The organism is Geodermatophilus sabuli, assembly GCF_900215145.1.
GTDB classification, from domain to species: domain Bacteria; phylum Actinomycetota; class Actinomycetes; order Mycobacteriales; family Geodermatophilaceae; genus Geodermatophilus; species Geodermatophilus sabuli.
On record NZ_OBDO01000002.1, the window covers coordinates 52,313 to 68,663 of the forward strand.

Genomic DNA, 16,351 nt, shown 5'->3' on the forward strand with positions numbered 1-16,351 from the left:
CGGACCGTAGCCGGTGCCGGCACGGTCAGCCCCCCTGGCCGGGGGCGTCCTCGCTCTCCTCGCAGTCCTGCCCCGGGGCCTGCTCGGCGGTGCCGCAGTCCTGCTCGTTCCGGTTGACGTCGGTGTTCCCGCCGCTCTCGGCGCTGCTGCACGCGGCCAGGGGCCCGGCGAGCGCCCCCGCGAGGAGGAGGGCGGCCAGGGGTCGTCTGAGCGTCATGTGCTGCTCGTGCTCGCGGGCGGCGTCCGCCAAACCCCAGCCGCACCACCGGCCCCAGCGGCCACGGTCGTGTGGCGTGTCGAGTCGAGAGTCCACCAAATCACATCCGGGTAATTGTCACGGCGGCGTCACGCCCCTTACGGTGAGTACGTCCGGCGGGGCGCTCCGTCACCAACCTGGGTGACACTCCGCGGACGCCGCCGAGCCGGCGCCCTCCTCCCCGGGGGTGCCAGGCCGGGGACCCACCGCAGCACTGGGGTGAAGCGCGCACGGCCACGTGGTCGGACGCGCCGGGCGCCTTCCCGCCCGAACCCGTCAGCTAACCCGGTAGGCGGCCGTGGAAGAAACGGAGTGCCGCCGCACCATGGCGTCCCCTCGCACCGCCCGCCGCGCCGTCCTCGTCCTGACCGTCGCCGGGGCTCTCGGCATCACCCTCCTGCCCTCCTCCGCCGTCGCGGAGGAGCCGGCCACCGCCCAGGAGGCGGCCGCGATCGTCGCCGCCCGCGGGCACGAGCTGGAGGTCGTCACCGAGGAGTTCAACGAGGCCCGCGAGGCGCTGGCCGCCCAGCAGGCCGACGCCCAGGCCGCGGCCGCGGCGGTGGCCGAGGCGCAGGGCGCGGTCACCGCGGCGCAGGAGCACGTGCGGGGCATCGCCCGCAGCGCGTTCACCGGCGACAGCATGGGCTCGCTGCAGGCGCTCATGACCAGCGGCTCGGCCGACGAGTTCGTCAACCGGGTGACGCTGCTGGAGACCGTGGCGGGGCACCAGAACGCGCTGCTGGCGCAGGCCGCGGCCGCCGGCGAGGTCGCCGCGCAGGCCAAGGCGGTGGCCGACGACGCCGCCGCCGAGGCGCAGGCCCAGTACGACGCCGTCGCCGCGCAGCAGGGCGACCTGCAGGCACAGATCAACGAGTACCAGGCCGACTACGCCCGGCTCAGCGCGAGCGAGCGGCGGGCCGCCCTGGACGCGGCCGCCGCCGCGCACGGCGCCGCCGGCGGCGGCGGCGAGCGGGCCAGCCGCGCGGAGCGGGCGGCCCCGGCGGCCCCGGCGTCCGCGCCGGTGGTGGCGAGCAGCGGGGCGATCCAGAGCGCGATCGACACGGCGATGGCCCAGCGCGGCAAGCCCTACGTCTGGGCGGCGTCCGGGCCGGGCTCCTACGACTGCTCGGGCCTGGTCCAGTACGCCTTCCGGGCGGCCGGGATCGGCCTGCCGCACTCCAGCCGGATGCAGTCGTCCATGGGGACCCAGGTGTCCCGGGCCGAGGCCCGCGCCGGTGACCTGGTCGCCTTCTACAGCCCGGTCAGCCACATCGGCATCTACCTCGGCAACGGCCAGATGGTGCACGCACCGACCTCCGGCGACGTCGTGAAGGTGGCCAGCGTCGACGCCATGGGCACCACCCCCCGGTTCAACCGCATCGCCGGCTGAGCGAGGACCCCGTCCTCCCCACCCCTCGCAGGCTCGGGGCGGGACCCGGGACGGGCCAGGGGCTCAGGGCCGCCGTCAGCGCGCCGCCCCTCCGCTGACCTGCTGCAGCAGGCCCCAGACGAACCGGGCCCGCACCCCGCCGGGCAGGGCGACCTCCCAGCGGGTGACGACGCCGGGGTCCACGCTGCGGGCGCCGGGCAGGCCCACGACGTCGTCCAGGACGTGCTCCCACACCAGCAGCCGCCTCGCGGTGGCCGGTGGGACCGGTGAGCCGGGTGCCCGGGCCAGGTGCTCGTGGAGCACCGTGCCGCCCGGCCCGGAGAGCACCTCCCAGTACAGGTGCGGCCACAGCGGCACCGGCCACCGGCGGACCTGCACGTCGAGGTCGCCGAACCGGCGGTCCTCGAGCTCGTCCGGTGGGCCGAGGACGGCGGTGCGCAGCGCCAGCCCCCGTGGCGCCCGCGGCGAGTGCTGCAGCGCCTGCCAGCGGGTGTGCGCGGCGTGCGCCTCCGCGCGGCTGGCCCCCAGCCGGGGCAGCGCCTCGGCGACGAGGTCGGGACGCAGGTCGGCCATGCGCCGCAGCAGCACGAGGCAGAACTCCCGCCGCGCCAGTCCCCGCACGGCCGTCGACCCTGCCAGCACCCGGCCCGGCCGGTCCCGCCGGCCTCCGCGGGGGCGGGGCGGACGTCGCACCGCGCATCGGGGAGGATGGCAGGCGATGAACGCCCGTGCCGTCGCCCTCGCCTTCCGTGCCGTCGCCCTCGCCGAGGCCTGCTCCTGGGTGGCCCTGCTGTTCGGCATGTTCGTGAAGTGGGTCCTCGGGTCCTCCGAGCGCGGCGTGCAGATCTTCGGGCCGATCCACGGCGGGGTCTTCGTGGCCTACGTGCTGGTCACCCTCCTGGCCGCCCGCGTGCTCCGCTGGAACGCGGTCACCACGCTGCTCGCCCTCGCGGCATCGGTCCCGCCGCTGGTCACCCTGTGGTTCGACCGCTGGGCCACCCGCACCGACCGCCTGCCGCTGCCCGAGCCCGTCCCGACCGCCTGACGACCGCGCCGGGAGCATCACAGCGAGGAGCAGACCGGAGACGGGCCAGGGACACGACCTGACCTCGCGGCTCGCTAGGTTCCGGTCATGCCGGAACCCGTGCTGCCCTCCACCGCCCGCACCCTCCTCGCCCGCGTCGCGAGGGTGCAGCGCGACGGCCGGGCGCCCAGCCTGGTGGCCGGCGTCGTCCGGGACGGCGGACTGGCCTGGTCGGTGGGGCGCGGCGACGTCTCCGAGCCGCACACCGACGTCCAGTACCGGCTGGGGTCGATCAGCAAGACGGTGACCGCCGTCGCGGTGCTGCGGCTGCGCGACGAGGGCCGGGTGCACCTGGACGACCCCCTGGAGCGGCACGTGCCGGGGACGCCGCTCGGCCAGCGCACCGTCGGTCAGCTGCTGTCCCACCTCGGTGGGGCCGCCGCGGAGAGCCCGGGCGGCTGGTGGGAGCGCACGCCGGGCGGGCCCCTGGAGGAGCTCGGGCTGGCCGACGAGCACGCCGTCCTCGGCGCCGCGCGCCGGTTCCACTACTCCAACCTGGGCTTCGGGCTGCTCGGCGAGCTCGTCGCGCGGCTGCGCGGTCGCGCGTGGGACGACGTCGTCCGTGACGAGGTGCTGGCCCCGCTCGGCATGACCCGCACGACGCCGCGACCGGTGGCCCCGGCCGCCGAGGGGCACGCGGTGCACCCGTGGGCCGACGTCGTCCTGCCCGAGCCGGAGCACCACGCCGGGGTGATGGCCGCTGCGGGACAGCTGTGGTCTCCGCTGGCCGACCTCGCGCGGTTCGCGGTCTTCCTGCTCGGCGACACCGGTGACGTGCTCGACCCGGCGACGCTGGAGGAGATGGCGATCCCGGCCGGGGTGGACTCCTCGGCGCCGGGCTGGTCGGCCTACGGGCTGGGCCTGCAGGTCATGCGGGTGGAGGGACGCACCCTGGTGGGACACGGCGGGTCGATGCCCGGCTTCCTCGCCGGCGTCTTCGTCGACCGCGACGAGGGGACCGGCGCGGTGTCCCTGGCCAACGCGACGAGCGGCCCCGAGCCGGTGGTGTTCGGCCTGCTGGCCGACCTGCGGGCCGCCGAGCCGCGGATCGTCGAGCCGTGGACCCCCGCGCCGTCCCCCGTGCCGCTGGAGGACCTCGGCGTCTGGTTCTGGGGCCCCTCGCCGTACCTGCTGCAGGCGCTGCACGGGGGGCTGCTCCACCTGGGTCCGCTGCCGGGCCGGGCCGGGCGGGCCAGCCGCTTCGCCCGCCGGGACGACGGCACGTGGGTCGGGCTGGACGGCTACTACGCCGGCGAACCCCTCACGATCGCCGCCGACCACCTCGACCTGGGCACCTTCGTGTTCACCCGCACGCCGTACGACCCGGCGGGCCCGGTGCCCGGCGGGGTCGACGAGGGCGGCTGGCGGCACTGACCTGCCTGGCCACCCTGGGGACGGCGGCGTCAGGGGAGGTCGAAGGCCTCCATCGTCGTCTTCACGACCGCGCCGTAGACGAGGTGCGGCACGAGGTCGCTGACCCAGTCGGTGGTGGACCAGGTGCGCGGGTCGGTGATGCCGAGGACGGTCATCGGCCCGTTGGCGGCCACCAGGACCCCGGCGGTGGTCAGCAGCGTGCCGACCAGCGGCTGCGACCGGAAGCCCGCCGCCCGGACCAGCCCGACGAGCACGCCCACGCCGATCCCGGCGACCAGCCCGGACAGCGGACCGAGCCCCTGCACCCGGTTCTGCCGCGTCTCGTCGTCCCCCGGGATGGGCACGTGGGCCTTCTCGGCGAGGATCTCCACGGTCTGCTCGGGGGTGGAGCTGCTCGCGCGGCCGCGGACGGCCATGTCGAGGTAGGTGACAGCGTTGAGGGCGGTGCTGCCCGCCGCTCCCGCCGCGGCTCCACGCAGCGCCCAGCCGAGCGGGCTGATGCCGCGCCGTCCCTTGCCGATCGTCCCCACGGGGGTGCGCTTGGCCATGGTCGCGCCCTACCCCGGCGGCGACCCGGCACACCGGTTCGGGCTGGTCAGCCCACCGGTCGGTGGAGGAACCCGGCGAGCAGGCGGGCGCAGCGCCCCACGGTCTCGGTGTGCTGCACCTCGTAGCCGTGGGTGCTCAGCGTCGGCAGCGAGAGCAGCGCGGCCCGGGCGGTCTGGCCGCTGCTGCGGGCCTGGGATGCGTCGGAGTCGAAGGACTCCCAGACGGCGGCGCGCGGCGCCAGGCCGAGCTCGTGGCCCAGTGCCAGGAGCCGGTCGCTGATGGCCTTGTCGTAGACGACGGCGTCGTCGGCGTAGGCCACGACCGGTCCGGAGTCGGCCGGCACCTGGTACTCCGCCTCCGCCGGGCCGATGTCCAGGGCCAGGGTGACCTCGCCCGGCAGCGTGCGGCTGGCGTGGGTGGCGCCGATGCCGCCCATCTCCTCGCCGACCGTGCAGACCAGGTAGACGTCGGCCGGTGGACGCCGGTCCTGCTCTCGCAGCAGCCGCGCGGCGGCGACCAGGGCGGTGAGAGCCGTGCGGTCGTCGAGGAAGTACGAGCCGATGAAGTCGCCGAACTCCACCAGGGTGCGGCGGCTGGCGTGCACGCAGACGCGGGTGCCCGGGTGCACGCCGGCCGCCTCGAGGTCCTCGACGCTGCGGCCGGTGAAGGCGTACACGTCGTCCCACTGCATGGCCTGGTCGCCGCCGTCGGGCTTGGTCTGCCAGACCCGCGGCGTCTCCTGTGTCGTGTGCTCGGACCCGAGCAGGAGGACGGCGGTGAAACGCTCCGCGTCCCCGAGCACGGTGAGCGGGCCGAGCCCGAAGTTGCCCGGGTACATGGTGCCGAGCTGGGACAGCCGCAGCGTGCCGTCGGGCTCCACCCGCTTGACGATCATGGCCAGCTCGTCCAGGTGCGCCATCACCCGGATGACCGGGGCGTCGCTCCCACCGGTGCCGCGCAGCAGCCCGACGAGGTTGCCGGCGGCGTCCACGGTGAGCTCGTCGACCAGGGGCTCGAGGGCCCGCCGGCAGACCTCCCGGCCCTCGTCCTCCTGTCCGCCGGGCCCGTAGGCGGCGAGCAGGTCCTGCAGCAGGGCACGGTCGGCAGGGGACACGGATCTCCTCGGAGTGCGGCGGCCTCCGGCACCTACCCCCGGTCCCCGCCCGGGTGGTCGTCGTGGCTCGCGCCGCCGTCCGGGCGGACGGTCAGCCGGCCGGGTCCGCGAGGCAACCCTCGACGGCGCCGCGCACCCCGGCGTGTACGCCGCGGAGCCAGCCGTCGACCGCCTGCAGCCACTCAGTCGCTGCCGGCGACCCGGTCGAGCAGGGGACCGATCCGGTGGTCGACCAGGCGGCGCAGCGCGAGCGCGGTGTCGGTGCGCTGGACCCCGGGGATGGCCAGCACGCGCTCGGTGATCCGCCACAGGTCGTCGGCGTCGGTGGCCACGACGCGCACCAGCAGGTCCGCGACGCCCGACAACGCCGTCACCTCGAGCACCTCGGGGATGTGGGCCAGCGCCTCCCCGACGTCGGCCAGGCTGCGCTGCACCACCTGCACCGTGACGTACGCCCCCAGCCGGTAGCCCAGCGCCTCGGGGTGCACCCGGGCGTCGAACGGGGCCAGCGCGCCGCTGCTCTCCAGGCGCGACAGTCGTGCCTGCACGGTGTTGCGAGCCAAGCCGAGCTGCTGCGAGAGCGCCATGACGGTGGCGCGGGGGTCCTCGGTGAGGGCGCGCAGCAATCGGGCGTCGGTGGCATCGAGGGCCGGCACGGTGCTCAGTCTGACATGCGGGGACGTCCCACTCCCGAGCATTCTGCGCACCAGGTGGGACAGCCCTTGCGCATCTCGGCGGAGCGGTGATCTTCTCGCGGAGCCGGGTTCCGTGCCACGATGTGTGAGTGGCCCCACACCCTGGCGCCACGAGACGTCCCACCACCGTGCAGCCGGCGACCCCGGCCGCCCGGTCGACGGAGGAGTGAGTGCGTGAGCGTGTCGAGCGCGACCACCGAGGTGGTCGACCCCGTCCCCGGGGCCGAGGCGCCCCACCTGCCCCAGCAGCCGGACCTGGTGCAGCTCCTGACGCCGGAGGGTGAGCGCGTCGAGCACCCCGAGTACTCCCTGGACCTCGCCCCCGACGAGCTGTGCGGGCTCTACCGCGACCTGGTCCTGGTCCGCCGGTGGGACGTCGAGGCGACCGCCCTGCAGCGGCAGGGCGAGCTGGGCATCTGGGCGTCGCTGCTCGGTCAGGAGGCCGCCCAGATCGGCGCCGGCCGTGCCCTGCAGCCCGGGGACATGGCCTTCCCCACGTACCGCGAGCACGGTGTCGCCTGGACCCGCGGCGTCGACCCGCTGGACGTCATCAGCCTCTTCCGCGGCGTGGACAACGGCGGCTGGGACCCGGTCGCCACCGGCTTCAACCTCTACACCGTCGTCATCGGCGCGCAGACCCTGCACGCCACCGGCTACGCGATGGGCCTGCAGCGTGACAGCGCGGAGACCGCCACGATCGCCTTCCTCGGCGACGGCGCGACCAGCCAGGGCGAGGTCAACGAGGCCATGATCTGGGCCGCCAGCTTCTCCGCCCCCGTCGTCTTCTTCTGCCAGAACAACCAGTACGCGATCAGCGTGCCGCTGGAACGCCAGTCGCGGGTCCCGCTCTACCAGCGCGCCGCCGGCTTCGGGTTCCCCGGCGTCCGGGTCGACGGCAACGACGTCCTCGCCGTCCTGGCGGTGACGCGGGCCGCCCTGCAGGCCGCGCGCGAGGGGCAGGGCCCGACGTTCATCGAGGCGTTCACCTACCGGATGGGTGCGCACACCACCTCCGACGACCCCACCCGCTACCGGCTGGCCAGCGAGCTGGAGGAGTGGAAGCTGCGCGACCCGATCGCCCGGCTCAAGGCCCACCTGTCCCGGAGTGGCGCGGCCGACGCCGCCTTCTTCGACTCCGTCGAGGCCGAGGCCGACGAGCTCGCGGTGCGGATCCGCCGCGGCACCGTCGAGATGCCCGACCCGCCCGGGACGGCGATGTTCGACCACGTCTACGCCGAGCAGACCCCGCACCTGGCCGCCCAGCAGGCCGAGTTCGAGGCGTACCAGGCGAGCTTCGAGGGGGGCGAGCACTGATGGCCGCCCAGACGCTCACCATCGGCAAGGCGCTCAACCTCGGCCTGCGCAAGGCGATGGAGGACGACGCCAAGGTCGTGCTCATGGGCGAGGACATCGGCCGTCTGGGCGGTGTCTTCCGCATCACCGACGGCCTGCAGAAGGACTTCGGCGAGGACCGCGTCGTCGACACCCCGCTGGCCGAGGCCGGCATCCTCGGCACCGCCGTCGGCCTGGCCATGCGGGGCTACCGGCCGGTCTGCGAGATCCAGTTCGACGGGTTCGTCTTCCCCGCCTACAACCAGATCGTCACCCAGGTGGCCAAGATCCACGCCCGTTCCCGCGGGAAGCTGGCCATGCCGATCGTCATCCGCATCCCCTTCGGCGGCGGCATCGGCGCGGTCGAGCACCACAGCGAGAGCCCCGAGGCCTACTTCGCGCACACCCCCGGGCTCAAGGTCGTCGCGGTCAGCAACCCGGTCGACGCCTACTTCGGCATCCAGCAGGCGATCGCCCACCCGGACCCGATCGTGTTCCTCGAGCCCAAGCGGCGGTACTGGGAGAAGGCTGAGGTCGATCCCGACACCACCCCCGAGCCGCTGTTCGCCTCCCGCGTCGTGCGCGGCGGCGACGACGTCACCGTGCTGGCCTACGGGCCGATGGTGAAGACGGCGCTGCAGGCCGCGGAGGCCGCCGCGGAGGAGGGCCGCTCGCTGGAGGTGGTCGACCTGCGCACGCTGAGCCCGCTCGACCTCGACCCGGTGTTCGACTCGGTGCGGCGCACCGGGCGCTGCGTCGTCGTCCACGAGGCGGCGGTGACGCTGGGCCTGGGGGCGGAGATCGCCGCGCGGGTCACCGAGACCTGCTTCCACTCGCTGGAGGCGCCGGTGCTGCGCGTGGGCGGCTACGACACCCCGTACCCGCCGTCGAAGCTGGAGGAGGAGTACCTCCCCGACCTCGACCGCGTGCTCGACGCCGTCGACCGCTCGATGGGGTTCTGAGGATGGCCGAGCTGCGCCAGTTCAAGCTCCCGGACGTCGGCGAGGGGCTGACCGAGGGCGAGATCCTGCAGTGGCTGGTCGCCGTCGGCGACACGGTCACGGTCAACCAGCCGCTGTGCGAGGTCGAGACGGCGAAGGCCGCCGTCGAACTGCCCTCGCCGTGGGCCGGCACCGTCACCGCGCTGCTGCACGACGCCGGTGAGACCGTCGACGTCGGGACGCCGATCATCACCATCGACGTCGGTGGGGACGCGGCCCCGACCGGCGACAGCGCCGCCGAGCCAGCCGCCGGGCTGATCGGCGGAGCGGCTCCCGGCGGGCGGACGGCGGTGCTCGTCGGCTACGGCCCGCGCACCACCGAGGCGCGCCGGCGGCCACGCCGGGCGGTCCACGCGGCTGCCACGCCCACCCCGCTGGCCGGGTCCGCCGACGACGACGGCTCCCGCGGCACGCCGCTGCTCACCACGGCGCCCGACGCGCGGACCAAGCCGGTGCGGCACGGCGGGCTGGAGGTCGGCCGCGCCGCCGAGGCGCACGCCGCGGCCGAGGAGGCGGCGACCGCGCTCGTCGCCGCGCCTGGCCGGGGCCGGCTGCGCCCGCTGGCCAAGCCCCCGGTCCGCAAGCTGGCCCGGGACCTCGGCGTGGACCTCACCGCGTTGACCGGCAGCGGCCCCGGCGGCGTCATCACCCGCGCCGACGTCGAGGCGGCGGCCGGCGGCCAGGCGGCCGGCGGCCCGGCGGTCGGCACGGCGGTGGCCGTCCCGGTGGCCGCCGTCGCGGCGGGGGAGACGCAGCGGATCCCCGTCAAGGGGGTCCGCAAGCACACCGCCGCGGCGATGGTGGCCAGCGCCTTCACCGCTCCGCACGTCACCGAGTTCCTCACCGTCGACGTCACGCGGATGATGAAGCTGCGCACCCGGCTGGCCGCCCGGCCGGAGTTCGCCGGACTCAAGGTCAGCCCGCTGCTGTTCGTGGCCAAGGCGCTGCTGCTGGCCGCGCGCCGGCACCCCATGGTGAACAGCTCCTGGGACGAGGCCGCGCAGGAGATCGTCGTCCACGGGCAGGTGAACCTCGGCATCGCCGCGGCCACGCCGCGCGGGCTCGTCGTCCCCAACGTCAAGGACGCCGGCCGGCTGTCCCTCCCGGAGCTGGCCGCCGCGCTCACCGGGCTCACCGAGACCGCCCGCGCCGGCCGCACCCCACCGGCGGACATGACCGGCGGCACGATCACGATCACCAACGTGGGCGTGTTCGGCGTCGACAGCGGCACGCCGATCCTCAACCCGGGGGAGTCGGCGATCCTGGCCTTCGGGGCGGTCCGCGAGATGCCGTGGGTGCACAAGGGCAGGGTCAAGCCCCGGCAGGTGACGCAGCTGGCGCTGTCCTTCGACCACCGGGTCATCGACGGGGAGCTCGGCAGCCGGTTCCTCGCCGACGTCGGTGCCCTGCTCGCCGACCCCGGCACGGCGCTGGCGTTCTGAGCGCATGACGGACCTGCAGCGGCTGCTGGACTTCGCCGAGCGCTCGGCCGTGCCCGGCGGGTTCGGCTTCCTCGGCGGGAACGGGCAGGTCATCGCCGAGCGGCCGCTGATGACCTTCATCACCGCGCGCAAGACACACGTCTTCGGGCTGGCCCAGTTGCTGGGCCGGCCCGGGGCAGGGGAACTGGTCCGTCACGGTGTCGAGGCGCTGACCGACGGCCCGCTGCGGGACGCCGCCCGCGGCGGCTGGTACGCGACGGCGGAGGACGACACGAAGTCCGCCTACGTGCACGCCTTCGTCGTCCTCGCCGGGGCGACGGCCACCGTGGTCGGCGCGCCAGGCGGCCGGGAGCTGCTCGACGACGCGCTCGACGTCTGGCAGACCCGCTTCTGGGACGACGACGCCGGCCTGGCGGTGGAGGAGTGGGACGCCGGCTGGACGCGGCTGTCGGACTACCGCGGGGCGAACGCCAACATGCACGGCGTCGAGGCGTCCCTGGCCGCCGCCGACGCGCTGGGCGACGGCGACCCGCGGGCGGCACGCCTGCGCACCCAGGCGCTCCGCAGCACCGAGCGGGTCGTGCACGGATGGGCACGGGAGCGCGCCTGGCGGTTGCCGGAGCACTTCACCCCCGACTGGACGCCGCTGCCGGAGTACAACCGCGACGAGCCGGCCGACCCCTTCCGCCCGTACGGCGTGACGATCGGGCACCAGTTCGAGTGGGCCAGGCTGGCGCTGCACCTGCGCGCGGTCACGCCGGAGCCGCCGGCCTGGCTGATCGACGACGGGGTGGCGCTGTTCGACGCGGCGGCGACGCGCGGCTGGGCCGCTGACGGCGCGGACGGCTTCCCGTACACGCTGGGCTGGGACGACCGCGTGGTCGTGGGCGCCCGCATGCACTGGGTGCTGTGCGAGGCGGTGGCCGCGGCGGAGGCGTTCGCCGGGGTGACCGGCGACCGGCGCTACGGCGACCTCGCGCGACGGTGGCGGGCCCACGGCGAGGAGCGGTTCGCCGACCCGGTCACCGGCAGCTGGCACCACGAGCTGACGCCGGACGGGCGGGTCGCCTCGGGCACCTGGGACGGGCAGCCCGACGCCTACCACCTCGTCCAGATGCTGCTGCTGTCCGAGGGCCGGCCGGTGCGGGGGAGCGTCGCGGCCACACTGCGCTGAGCCGCGACGGACGTGTCCCGTCCGGATCCTGCGGGTAGGGCGTCCACGACCAGTACCCGAGCAGAGGAGCTGACAGTGGCCAGCGTGCAGGAAGCCATCGACGTCGACGTGCCGATCCGCGTGGCCTACGACCAGTGGACGCAGTTCGAGAGTTTCCCGCAGTTCATGGGCGGGGTCGAGCGGATCACCCAGCTCGACGACACGCACACCCACTGGGTCACGAACATCGACGGCGTGAAGCGCGAGTTCGACGCCGAGATCACCGAGCAGCGCCCCGAGGAGCGGGTGGCCTGGACCAGCACCAGTGGCGAGGCCAAGCACGCGGGTGTGGTGACCTTCCACCGGCTCGACGACGCCAAGACCCGCGTGATGATCCAGATCGACTGGGAGCCGACCGGGATCGTCGAGAAGGCCGGCGCGGCCCTGGGCTTCGACGACCGGCAGGTGAAGGCCGACGCGAAGAAGTTCAAGGAGTTCATCGAGAGCCGCGGCACCGAGACCGGTGCCTGGCGCGGCGAGGTCTCCCGGCCCGACCAGCCGTGACCTGAACCCTGCACCACGTGACGGCGCCCGCCCCCTTCTGCAGGGAACGGGCGCCGTCGTCTGTGGGGTGGCGCTACTCCGCGTCCAGATCCTGGGCGACCAGGCCGGCGATCTGGTCGAGGACGGCGGGGTCGTCGGTGGTCACGACCACCGACGTGCCCTGCTTGGCGCCGAGCGTCATGATCATCAGCGGTGAGCCGGCGTCCACCGGGTTGCCGCCCTCGGTGGCCAGGGTGACCGGGACCCCGGCCTTGCCGACGGCCTCGGCGATGAGGGCGGCCGGGCGGGCGTGCAGCCCGACGCGGGATCCGACGGTGACGGTCTGACTGGGCATGGGGTCTCCTCGCTGCTGGGGCGGGTCAGGGACAGCGTGCCCGGTCAGGCGCGGGCCGGCTGGGTGACGGGGGTGGCGACGTGGGCGTGGGCCATGTCCACGGCGTCCTCGGGGACGTCCTCGGTCGTCGGCCGGCCGATGCTCTTGGCGATCGTGACGGCGAGCCCGCCGACGATCGTCCCCACGATCAGCGCGATCACGAACACCAGCACGTTGCTCATCGCGAAGAACACGAAGATGCCGCCGTGCGGAGCCCGCAGCTCCACGCCGCTCGCCGCGACGATCGCGCCCGTCGCGGCGCCGCCCAGCATCATCGAGGGGATGACCCGCAGCGGGTCGGCCGCCGCGAACGGGATGGCGCCCTCCGAGATGAACGACAAGCCCAGCAGCCAGGCCGCCTTGCCGTTGTCCCGCTCGGCCGGGGTGTAGAGCTTCGGCCGGATCGCCGTGCTCAGCGCCATCGCCAGCGGGGGCACCATGCCGGCGGCCATGACCGTGGCCATGATGACGAGCGACCCGCTGGTCTGCGAGGCCAGGCCCGCGGTGGCGAACAGGTAGGCCGACTTGTTCACCGGGCCACCCAGGTCGAAGCACATCATCAGGCCGAGGATGATCCCCAGCAGGATCGCGGAGGTGCCGCTGAGGCCGTTCAGCCAGTTGCCCAGGCCCTCGAGGGCGGCAGCCAGCGGGCGGCCGAGCACTGCGACCATGATCCCGCTGGAGATCAGGGTCGCGAGCAGCGGGATGATGACCACCGGCTGCAGGCCGCGAACGCCGGTGGGCAGCTTCCACCGGCTGATCCACAGGGCCACCAGGCCGGCGAGGATGCCGCCCACCAGGCCACCCAGGAAGCCGGCGCCGACGGTCAGGGACACCGCGCCGATGACGAAGCCGGGGGCGATGCCCGGGCGGTCGGCGATCGCGTAGGCGATGTACCCGGCCAGCGCCGGCACCAGGAAGCCGAACGCCGCCTGGCCGAGGACGGTGCAGATCGCGCCGAGGTAGCCCCAGAAGCCGTCGTTGAGTCCCTCGAGCGTCGGGCTGTCGGGCAGGTTGAGGAACGTGTTGTTGAGGACCCAGTTCAGCGCGTAGCTGTCGCCCGCGTCCGACGCCGGGTCGGGGTTGACGATCTGGTAGCCGCCGAAGAGGAAGCCCAGCGCGATGAGCAGGCCACCCGCGGCGACGAACGGGATCATGTAGCTGACGCCGGTCAGCAGCCAGCGGCGGATCTCCGCGCCGGTGCTCGGCCCGCCCGCGGACGACGCCGCGGCGGAGGCCTCACCCGCGGCACCGCCGCCGGGCACCCGACGGGCGTTCGGGTCGTCGGCCGCGGCCAGCGCCTCGCGGATCATGACGTCGGGCTCGTTGATGGCCCGCTTGGTGCCGGACTGGACGAGGGGCTTGCCGGCGAACCGCTCCCGGTCCTTCACGCCCACGTCCACGGCGAAGATGACCGCGTCGGCGGCGCGGACGACGTCGGGGCGCAGCGGCGTGGAGCCCGAGGAGCCCTGGGTCTCGACGTGGACGTCCACCCCGGCGGCCTCGGCCGCGGCGGTGAGCTTGTCGGCGGCCATGTAGGTGTGGGCGATGCCGGTCGGGCAGGCGCTGACCACCACGAGGCTGCGGCGTGCCGCGGCGGCCTCGGGCTGGGCGGGCGGGGCCGGGGTGGGCGCCGGGGCACCGGCCGGGGACCCGACGGGGGCGGCGGCCGGCTCGGGTGCCACGACCTCCTGCACCAGCCGGACGACGTCGGCGTCGGAGCCCGCGGCGCGCAGCGAGGCGACGAACTCCGGCCGCACCAGCGCGCGGGCCAGGGCGGTCAGCAGCGTCAGGTGGTCGGCGTCCCCGTGGGCGGGTGCGGCGATCAGGAAGACCAGGTCCGCCGGGCCGTCGGGGGCGCCGAAGTCGACCTTCGGCGAGAGGCGGGCGAAGGCCAGCGACGCATCGGTCACCGCCTCGGAGCGGCAGTGCGGGATCGCTATGCCGCCGGGCAGGCCGGTGGCCGCCTGGGCCTCGCGGGCCAGCGCGTCGTCGGCGAGGCCGTCGGCGCCGGTGGCCCGGCCGGAGGCGGCGACCAGCGCGGCCAGCCGGCGGACGACCGTGTGCTTGTCGGCGCCGAGGTCGGCGTCGAGCGTCACCAGGTCGGGGGTGATCAGGTCGGGCATGGCGTGCCTCTCCGGGAGGGCGTCAGCGGACGTCGCGGCCGGCGGCCGGGACGGTGGTGCGGGACGTGCCGGGCGGTGCGGGGGGAGGCACGGGGCCGCGGACGGCGGTGACCGCGACGGCGGCGGGGTCGACCTGGGCCGGGGTGGGGACGGCGGAGCCGGGCAGGGACGCGCTGGCGGCCCCGTAGGCGACGGCGGAGCGCAGCCGTTCGGCGGCCGGCGCGCCGGCGAGGTCGGCGAGCAGGTGGCCGGCGAGGCTGCAGTCCCCGGCGCCGACCGTGCTGCGCACGGTGGTCGGCGGCGGGGTCGCCGACCACACGCCCTCGGGGCCGGACAGCAGGGCGCCGTCGCCCCCCAGGGTCAGCAGGACCTCCGCGACGCCGCGCTCGTGCAGCGTCGCGACGGCGGCCAGGGCGGCGTCGGGATCGGCGGTCAGCTCCGCCTCGGTGGCCCCGGTCAGCTGGGCGAGCTCCTCGGCGTTGGGCTTGAGCAGGTCCGGCGCGGCGTCCGGGCCGGCTCCCAGCAGGGCCAGCAGCGGGGCCTCGGAGGTGTCGACGGCGATGCGCGCGCCGGTGTCGCGCAGGGCGCGGACCAGGTCGGCGTACCAGGCGACCGGCGTGCCCGGCGGCAGCGACCCGGACAGCACCACCCAGCGCGCGCCGGCGGCGTGCTGGTGCAGGACGGCAGCCAGCGCGGCGCGGGTGCCGGCGTCCAGCGCGGCGCCGGGCTCGTTGAGCTTCGTCGTCGTCCCGTCCGGCTCGGCCAGCGTGTAGTTGGTGCGCACCGGGCTGTCGACCGGCACCGACGCCAGCGGCAGGCCCAGCCGGTGCAGCGCGGCGACGATCGGGTCGTCGTCGCCCGCGGGGAGGACGGTCACCACGTCCGCCCCGGCCGCGGCGACCGCCCGCGCGACGTTGACGCCCTTGCCGCCCGGCTCGGTGGAGCTGGGCGCGAGCCGGACGACGCCGCCGCGCTCCAGCGGGCCGGGCAGCGCGAGGGTGCGGTCCAGGCTCGGGTTCGCGGTCAGGGTGACGATCCGGCCGGCCGGCGTGCTCACGCGACCACGACCTCGACGCCGGCGGCCTCCAGGCGGGCGACCGCGGCGGGGTCGGCGTCGGAGTCGGTCACCAGGACGTCGACGTCGGCCGGGGCGGCGAAGCGGACCAGGTGCTCGCGGCCCAGCTTGCTGCTGTCGGCCAGGACGACGACCTTCTGGCCGGCGCGGGTCATGGCGCGCTTGACCGACGCCTCGGCCTCGTCGGGCGTGGAGAAGCCGTGTTCCGGGGAGACCCCGTTGCTGCCGAGGAAGGCGACGTCGACCCGCAGGTCGGCCAGGGTGCTGACGGCCTGCTCACCGACCGCGCACTGGGTGATGCCGCGGACCCGACCGCCGATGACGTAGAGCGAGAGGCCGGGCAGGGTGCCCACGCGGGCAGCGATGGGGACGGAGTGCGTGGCGACGAACAGCCGTCGGTCGCCCGGCAGCAGTTCGGCCAGCGCGGCGGTGGAGCTGCCGCCGTCCAGGAGCAGGCTGCCGTCGACTCCCGGCAGCAGGTCGACGGCAGCGGCGGCGATCTTCCGCTTCTGCTCGCTGCGGGTGCCGTGCCGCTCGCCGAGGGCGGTCTCGACGTAGGTGAGCGCCCCGGCCGGCACGGCGCCGCCGTGCACGCGGCGGAGCATCCCGGTCCGCTCGAGGACGGCGAGGTCGCGGCGCACCGTCTCGGTGGTGACGCCGAACTCCTCGGCGAGCGCGGTCACCGCGACGCGGCCGCGGTCGGCGACCAGCCTGGCGATCGCCTGCTGGCGTTCTTCTGCGTACACGCTCCGCCCCCTCTCGATTGCCCGACTGTGTGGGTTTGTGGTTGTGATGCTGTTGTTCTACGTGTGATCCATTGACA

17 protein-coding genes and 1 riboswitch are annotated in these 16,351 nt (G+C 75.2%); of the genes, 8 read left to right on the top strand and 9 right to left on the bottom strand.

Going from position 1 to position 16,351, the window contains the following annotated elements:
- Positions 1–25 precede the first annotated feature (25 nt).
- Positions 26–217 carry a hypothetical protein gene (locus tag CRP39_RS05785; protein WP_143426576.1) on the bottom strand — a complete coding sequence of 64 codons (192 nt, stop codon included), beginning with the start codon at positions 215–217 and terminating at the stop codon, positions 26–28.
- 233 nt (positions 218–450) lie between these two features.
- A riboswitch (cyclic di-AMP (ydaO/yuaA leader) is annotated at positions 451–546 on the top strand.
- Positions 547–581: 35 nt separating this feature from the next.
- Here CRP39_RS05785 and CRP39_RS05790 point away from each other — a divergent pair.
- Positions 582–1,646 carry a C40 family peptidase gene (locus CRP39_RS05790; RefSeq protein WP_097205278.1) on the top strand — a complete coding sequence of 355 codons (1,065 nt, stop codon included), beginning with the start codon at positions 582–584 and terminating at the stop codon, positions 1,644–1,646.
- A 75-nt stretch (positions 1,647–1,721) separates the two neighbouring features.
- On the opposite strand, the gene CRP39_RS05795 is transcribed toward CRP39_RS05790, so the two are convergent.
- Positions 1,722–2,267, bottom strand: a complete 546-nt coding sequence (locus tag CRP39_RS05795; RefSeq protein WP_216359629.1) for a hypothetical protein — start codon at positions 2,265–2,267, stop codon at positions 1,722–1,724.
- Between the two features lie 97 nt (positions 2,268–2,364).
- Between CRP39_RS05795 and CRP39_RS05800 the strand changes: the two genes are divergently transcribed.
- On the top strand, positions 2,365–2,691 hold the full coding sequence (locus CRP39_RS05800) for a DUF3817 domain-containing protein (RefSeq protein WP_097205280.1): 327 nt from the start codon (positions 2,365–2,367) through the stop codon (positions 2,689–2,691).
- Positions 2,692–2,778: 87 nt separating this feature from the next.
- The gene (locus CRP39_RS05805; protein WP_097205282.1) at positions 2,779–4,104 is read left to right on the top strand and encodes a serine hydrolase domain-containing protein; all 1,326 of its coding nucleotides are present in this window, start codon (positions 2,779–2,781) and stop codon (positions 4,102–4,104) included.
- Between the two features lie 29 nt (positions 4,105–4,133).
- Here CRP39_RS05805 and CRP39_RS05810 read toward each other — a convergent pair whose 3' ends face one another.
- The 3 genes from CRP39_RS05810 to CRP39_RS05820 form a co-directional block, all read right to left on the bottom strand.
- Positions 4,134–4,652 (bottom strand): hypothetical protein, encoded by a 519-nt coding sequence (locus tag CRP39_RS05810; protein WP_097205283.1) that lies wholly within the window; start codon positions 4,650–4,652, stop codon positions 4,134–4,136.
- 47 nt (positions 4,653–4,699) lie between these two features.
- Positions 4,700–5,767 carry a zinc-binding metallopeptidase family protein gene (locus tag CRP39_RS05815; RefSeq protein ID WP_097205285.1) on the bottom strand — a complete coding sequence of 356 codons (1,068 nt, stop codon included), beginning with the start codon at positions 5,765–5,767 and terminating at the stop codon, positions 4,700–4,702.
- Positions 5,768–5,949: 182 nt separating this feature from the next.
- Complete coding sequence (locus CRP39_RS05820) at positions 5,950–6,423, bottom strand: Lrp/AsnC family transcriptional regulator (protein WP_216359630.1); 474 nt, start codon at positions 6,421–6,423, stop codon at positions 5,950–5,952.
- A gap of 213 nt (positions 6,424–6,636) precedes the next feature.
- Here CRP39_RS05820 and pdhA point away from each other — a divergent pair, with 213 nt between their 5' ends.
- The 5 genes from pdhA (at position 6,637) to CRP39_RS05845 (ending at position 11,954) form a co-directional block, all read left to right on the top strand.
- Entirely contained in the window at positions 6,637–7,776 is a 1,140-nt protein-coding gene (gene pdhA, locus CRP39_RS05825) for a pyruvate dehydrogenase (acetyl-transferring) E1 component subunit alpha (protein ID WP_245853628.1), read from the top strand.
- Positions 7,776–8,756 carry an alpha-ketoacid dehydrogenase subunit beta gene (locus tag CRP39_RS05830; RefSeq protein ID WP_097205288.1) on the top strand — a complete coding sequence of 327 codons (981 nt, stop codon included), beginning with the start codon at positions 7,776–7,778 and terminating at the stop codon, positions 8,754–8,756. Before pdhA ends, CRP39_RS05830 begins: the two co-directional genes overlap by 1 nt.
- A gap of 2 nt (positions 8,757–8,758) precedes the next feature.
- The gene (locus CRP39_RS05835) at positions 8,759–10,237 is read left to right on the top strand and encodes a dihydrolipoamide acetyltransferase family protein (protein WP_097205290.1); all 1,479 of its coding nucleotides are present in this window, start codon (positions 8,759–8,761) and stop codon (positions 10,235–10,237) included.
- Between the two features lie 4 nt (positions 10,238–10,241).
- Complete coding sequence (locus CRP39_RS05840) at positions 10,242–11,411, top strand: AGE family epimerase/isomerase (protein WP_097205292.1); 1,170 nt, start codon at positions 10,242–10,244, stop codon at positions 11,409–11,411.
- Between the two features lie 75 nt (positions 11,412–11,486).
- Positions 11,487–11,954, top strand: coding sequence for an SRPBCC family protein (locus CRP39_RS05845; protein ID WP_097205293.1), 468 nt, complete (start codon positions 11,487–11,489; stop codon positions 11,952–11,954).
- Between the two features lie 73 nt (positions 11,955–12,027).
- Here CRP39_RS05845 and CRP39_RS05850 read toward each other — a convergent pair whose 3' ends face one another.
- The 4 genes from CRP39_RS05850 to CRP39_RS05865 are packed head-to-tail and all read right to left on the bottom strand — an operon-like array spanning position 12,028 to position 16,274.
- Positions 12,028–12,288 carry an HPr family phosphocarrier protein gene (locus CRP39_RS05850; protein ID WP_097205295.1) on the bottom strand — a complete coding sequence of 87 codons (261 nt, stop codon included), beginning with the start codon at positions 12,286–12,288 and terminating at the stop codon, positions 12,028–12,030.
- A gap of 44 nt (positions 12,289–12,332) precedes the next feature.
- Positions 12,333–14,453 carry a PTS fructose transporter subunit IIABC gene (locus CRP39_RS05855; protein WP_097205296.1) on the bottom strand — a complete coding sequence of 707 codons (2,121 nt, stop codon included), beginning with the start codon at positions 14,451–14,453 and terminating at the stop codon, positions 12,333–12,335.
- Positions 14,454–14,475: 22 nt separating this feature from the next.
- Positions 14,476–15,510 carry a 1-phosphofructokinase family hexose kinase gene (locus tag CRP39_RS05860; RefSeq protein WP_172442309.1) on the bottom strand — a complete coding sequence of 345 codons (1,035 nt, stop codon included), beginning with the start codon at positions 15,508–15,510 and terminating at the stop codon, positions 14,476–14,478.
- Positions 15,507–16,274: a DeoR/GlpR family DNA-binding transcription regulator gene (locus tag CRP39_RS05865; protein ID WP_097205298.1), complete on the bottom strand. Its 768-nt coding sequence runs from the start codon at positions 16,272–16,274 to the stop codon at positions 15,507–15,509. The genes CRP39_RS05860 and CRP39_RS05865 overlap by 4 nt, the downstream gene beginning before the upstream one ends.
- Positions 16,275–16,351: the final 77 nt, after the last annotated feature.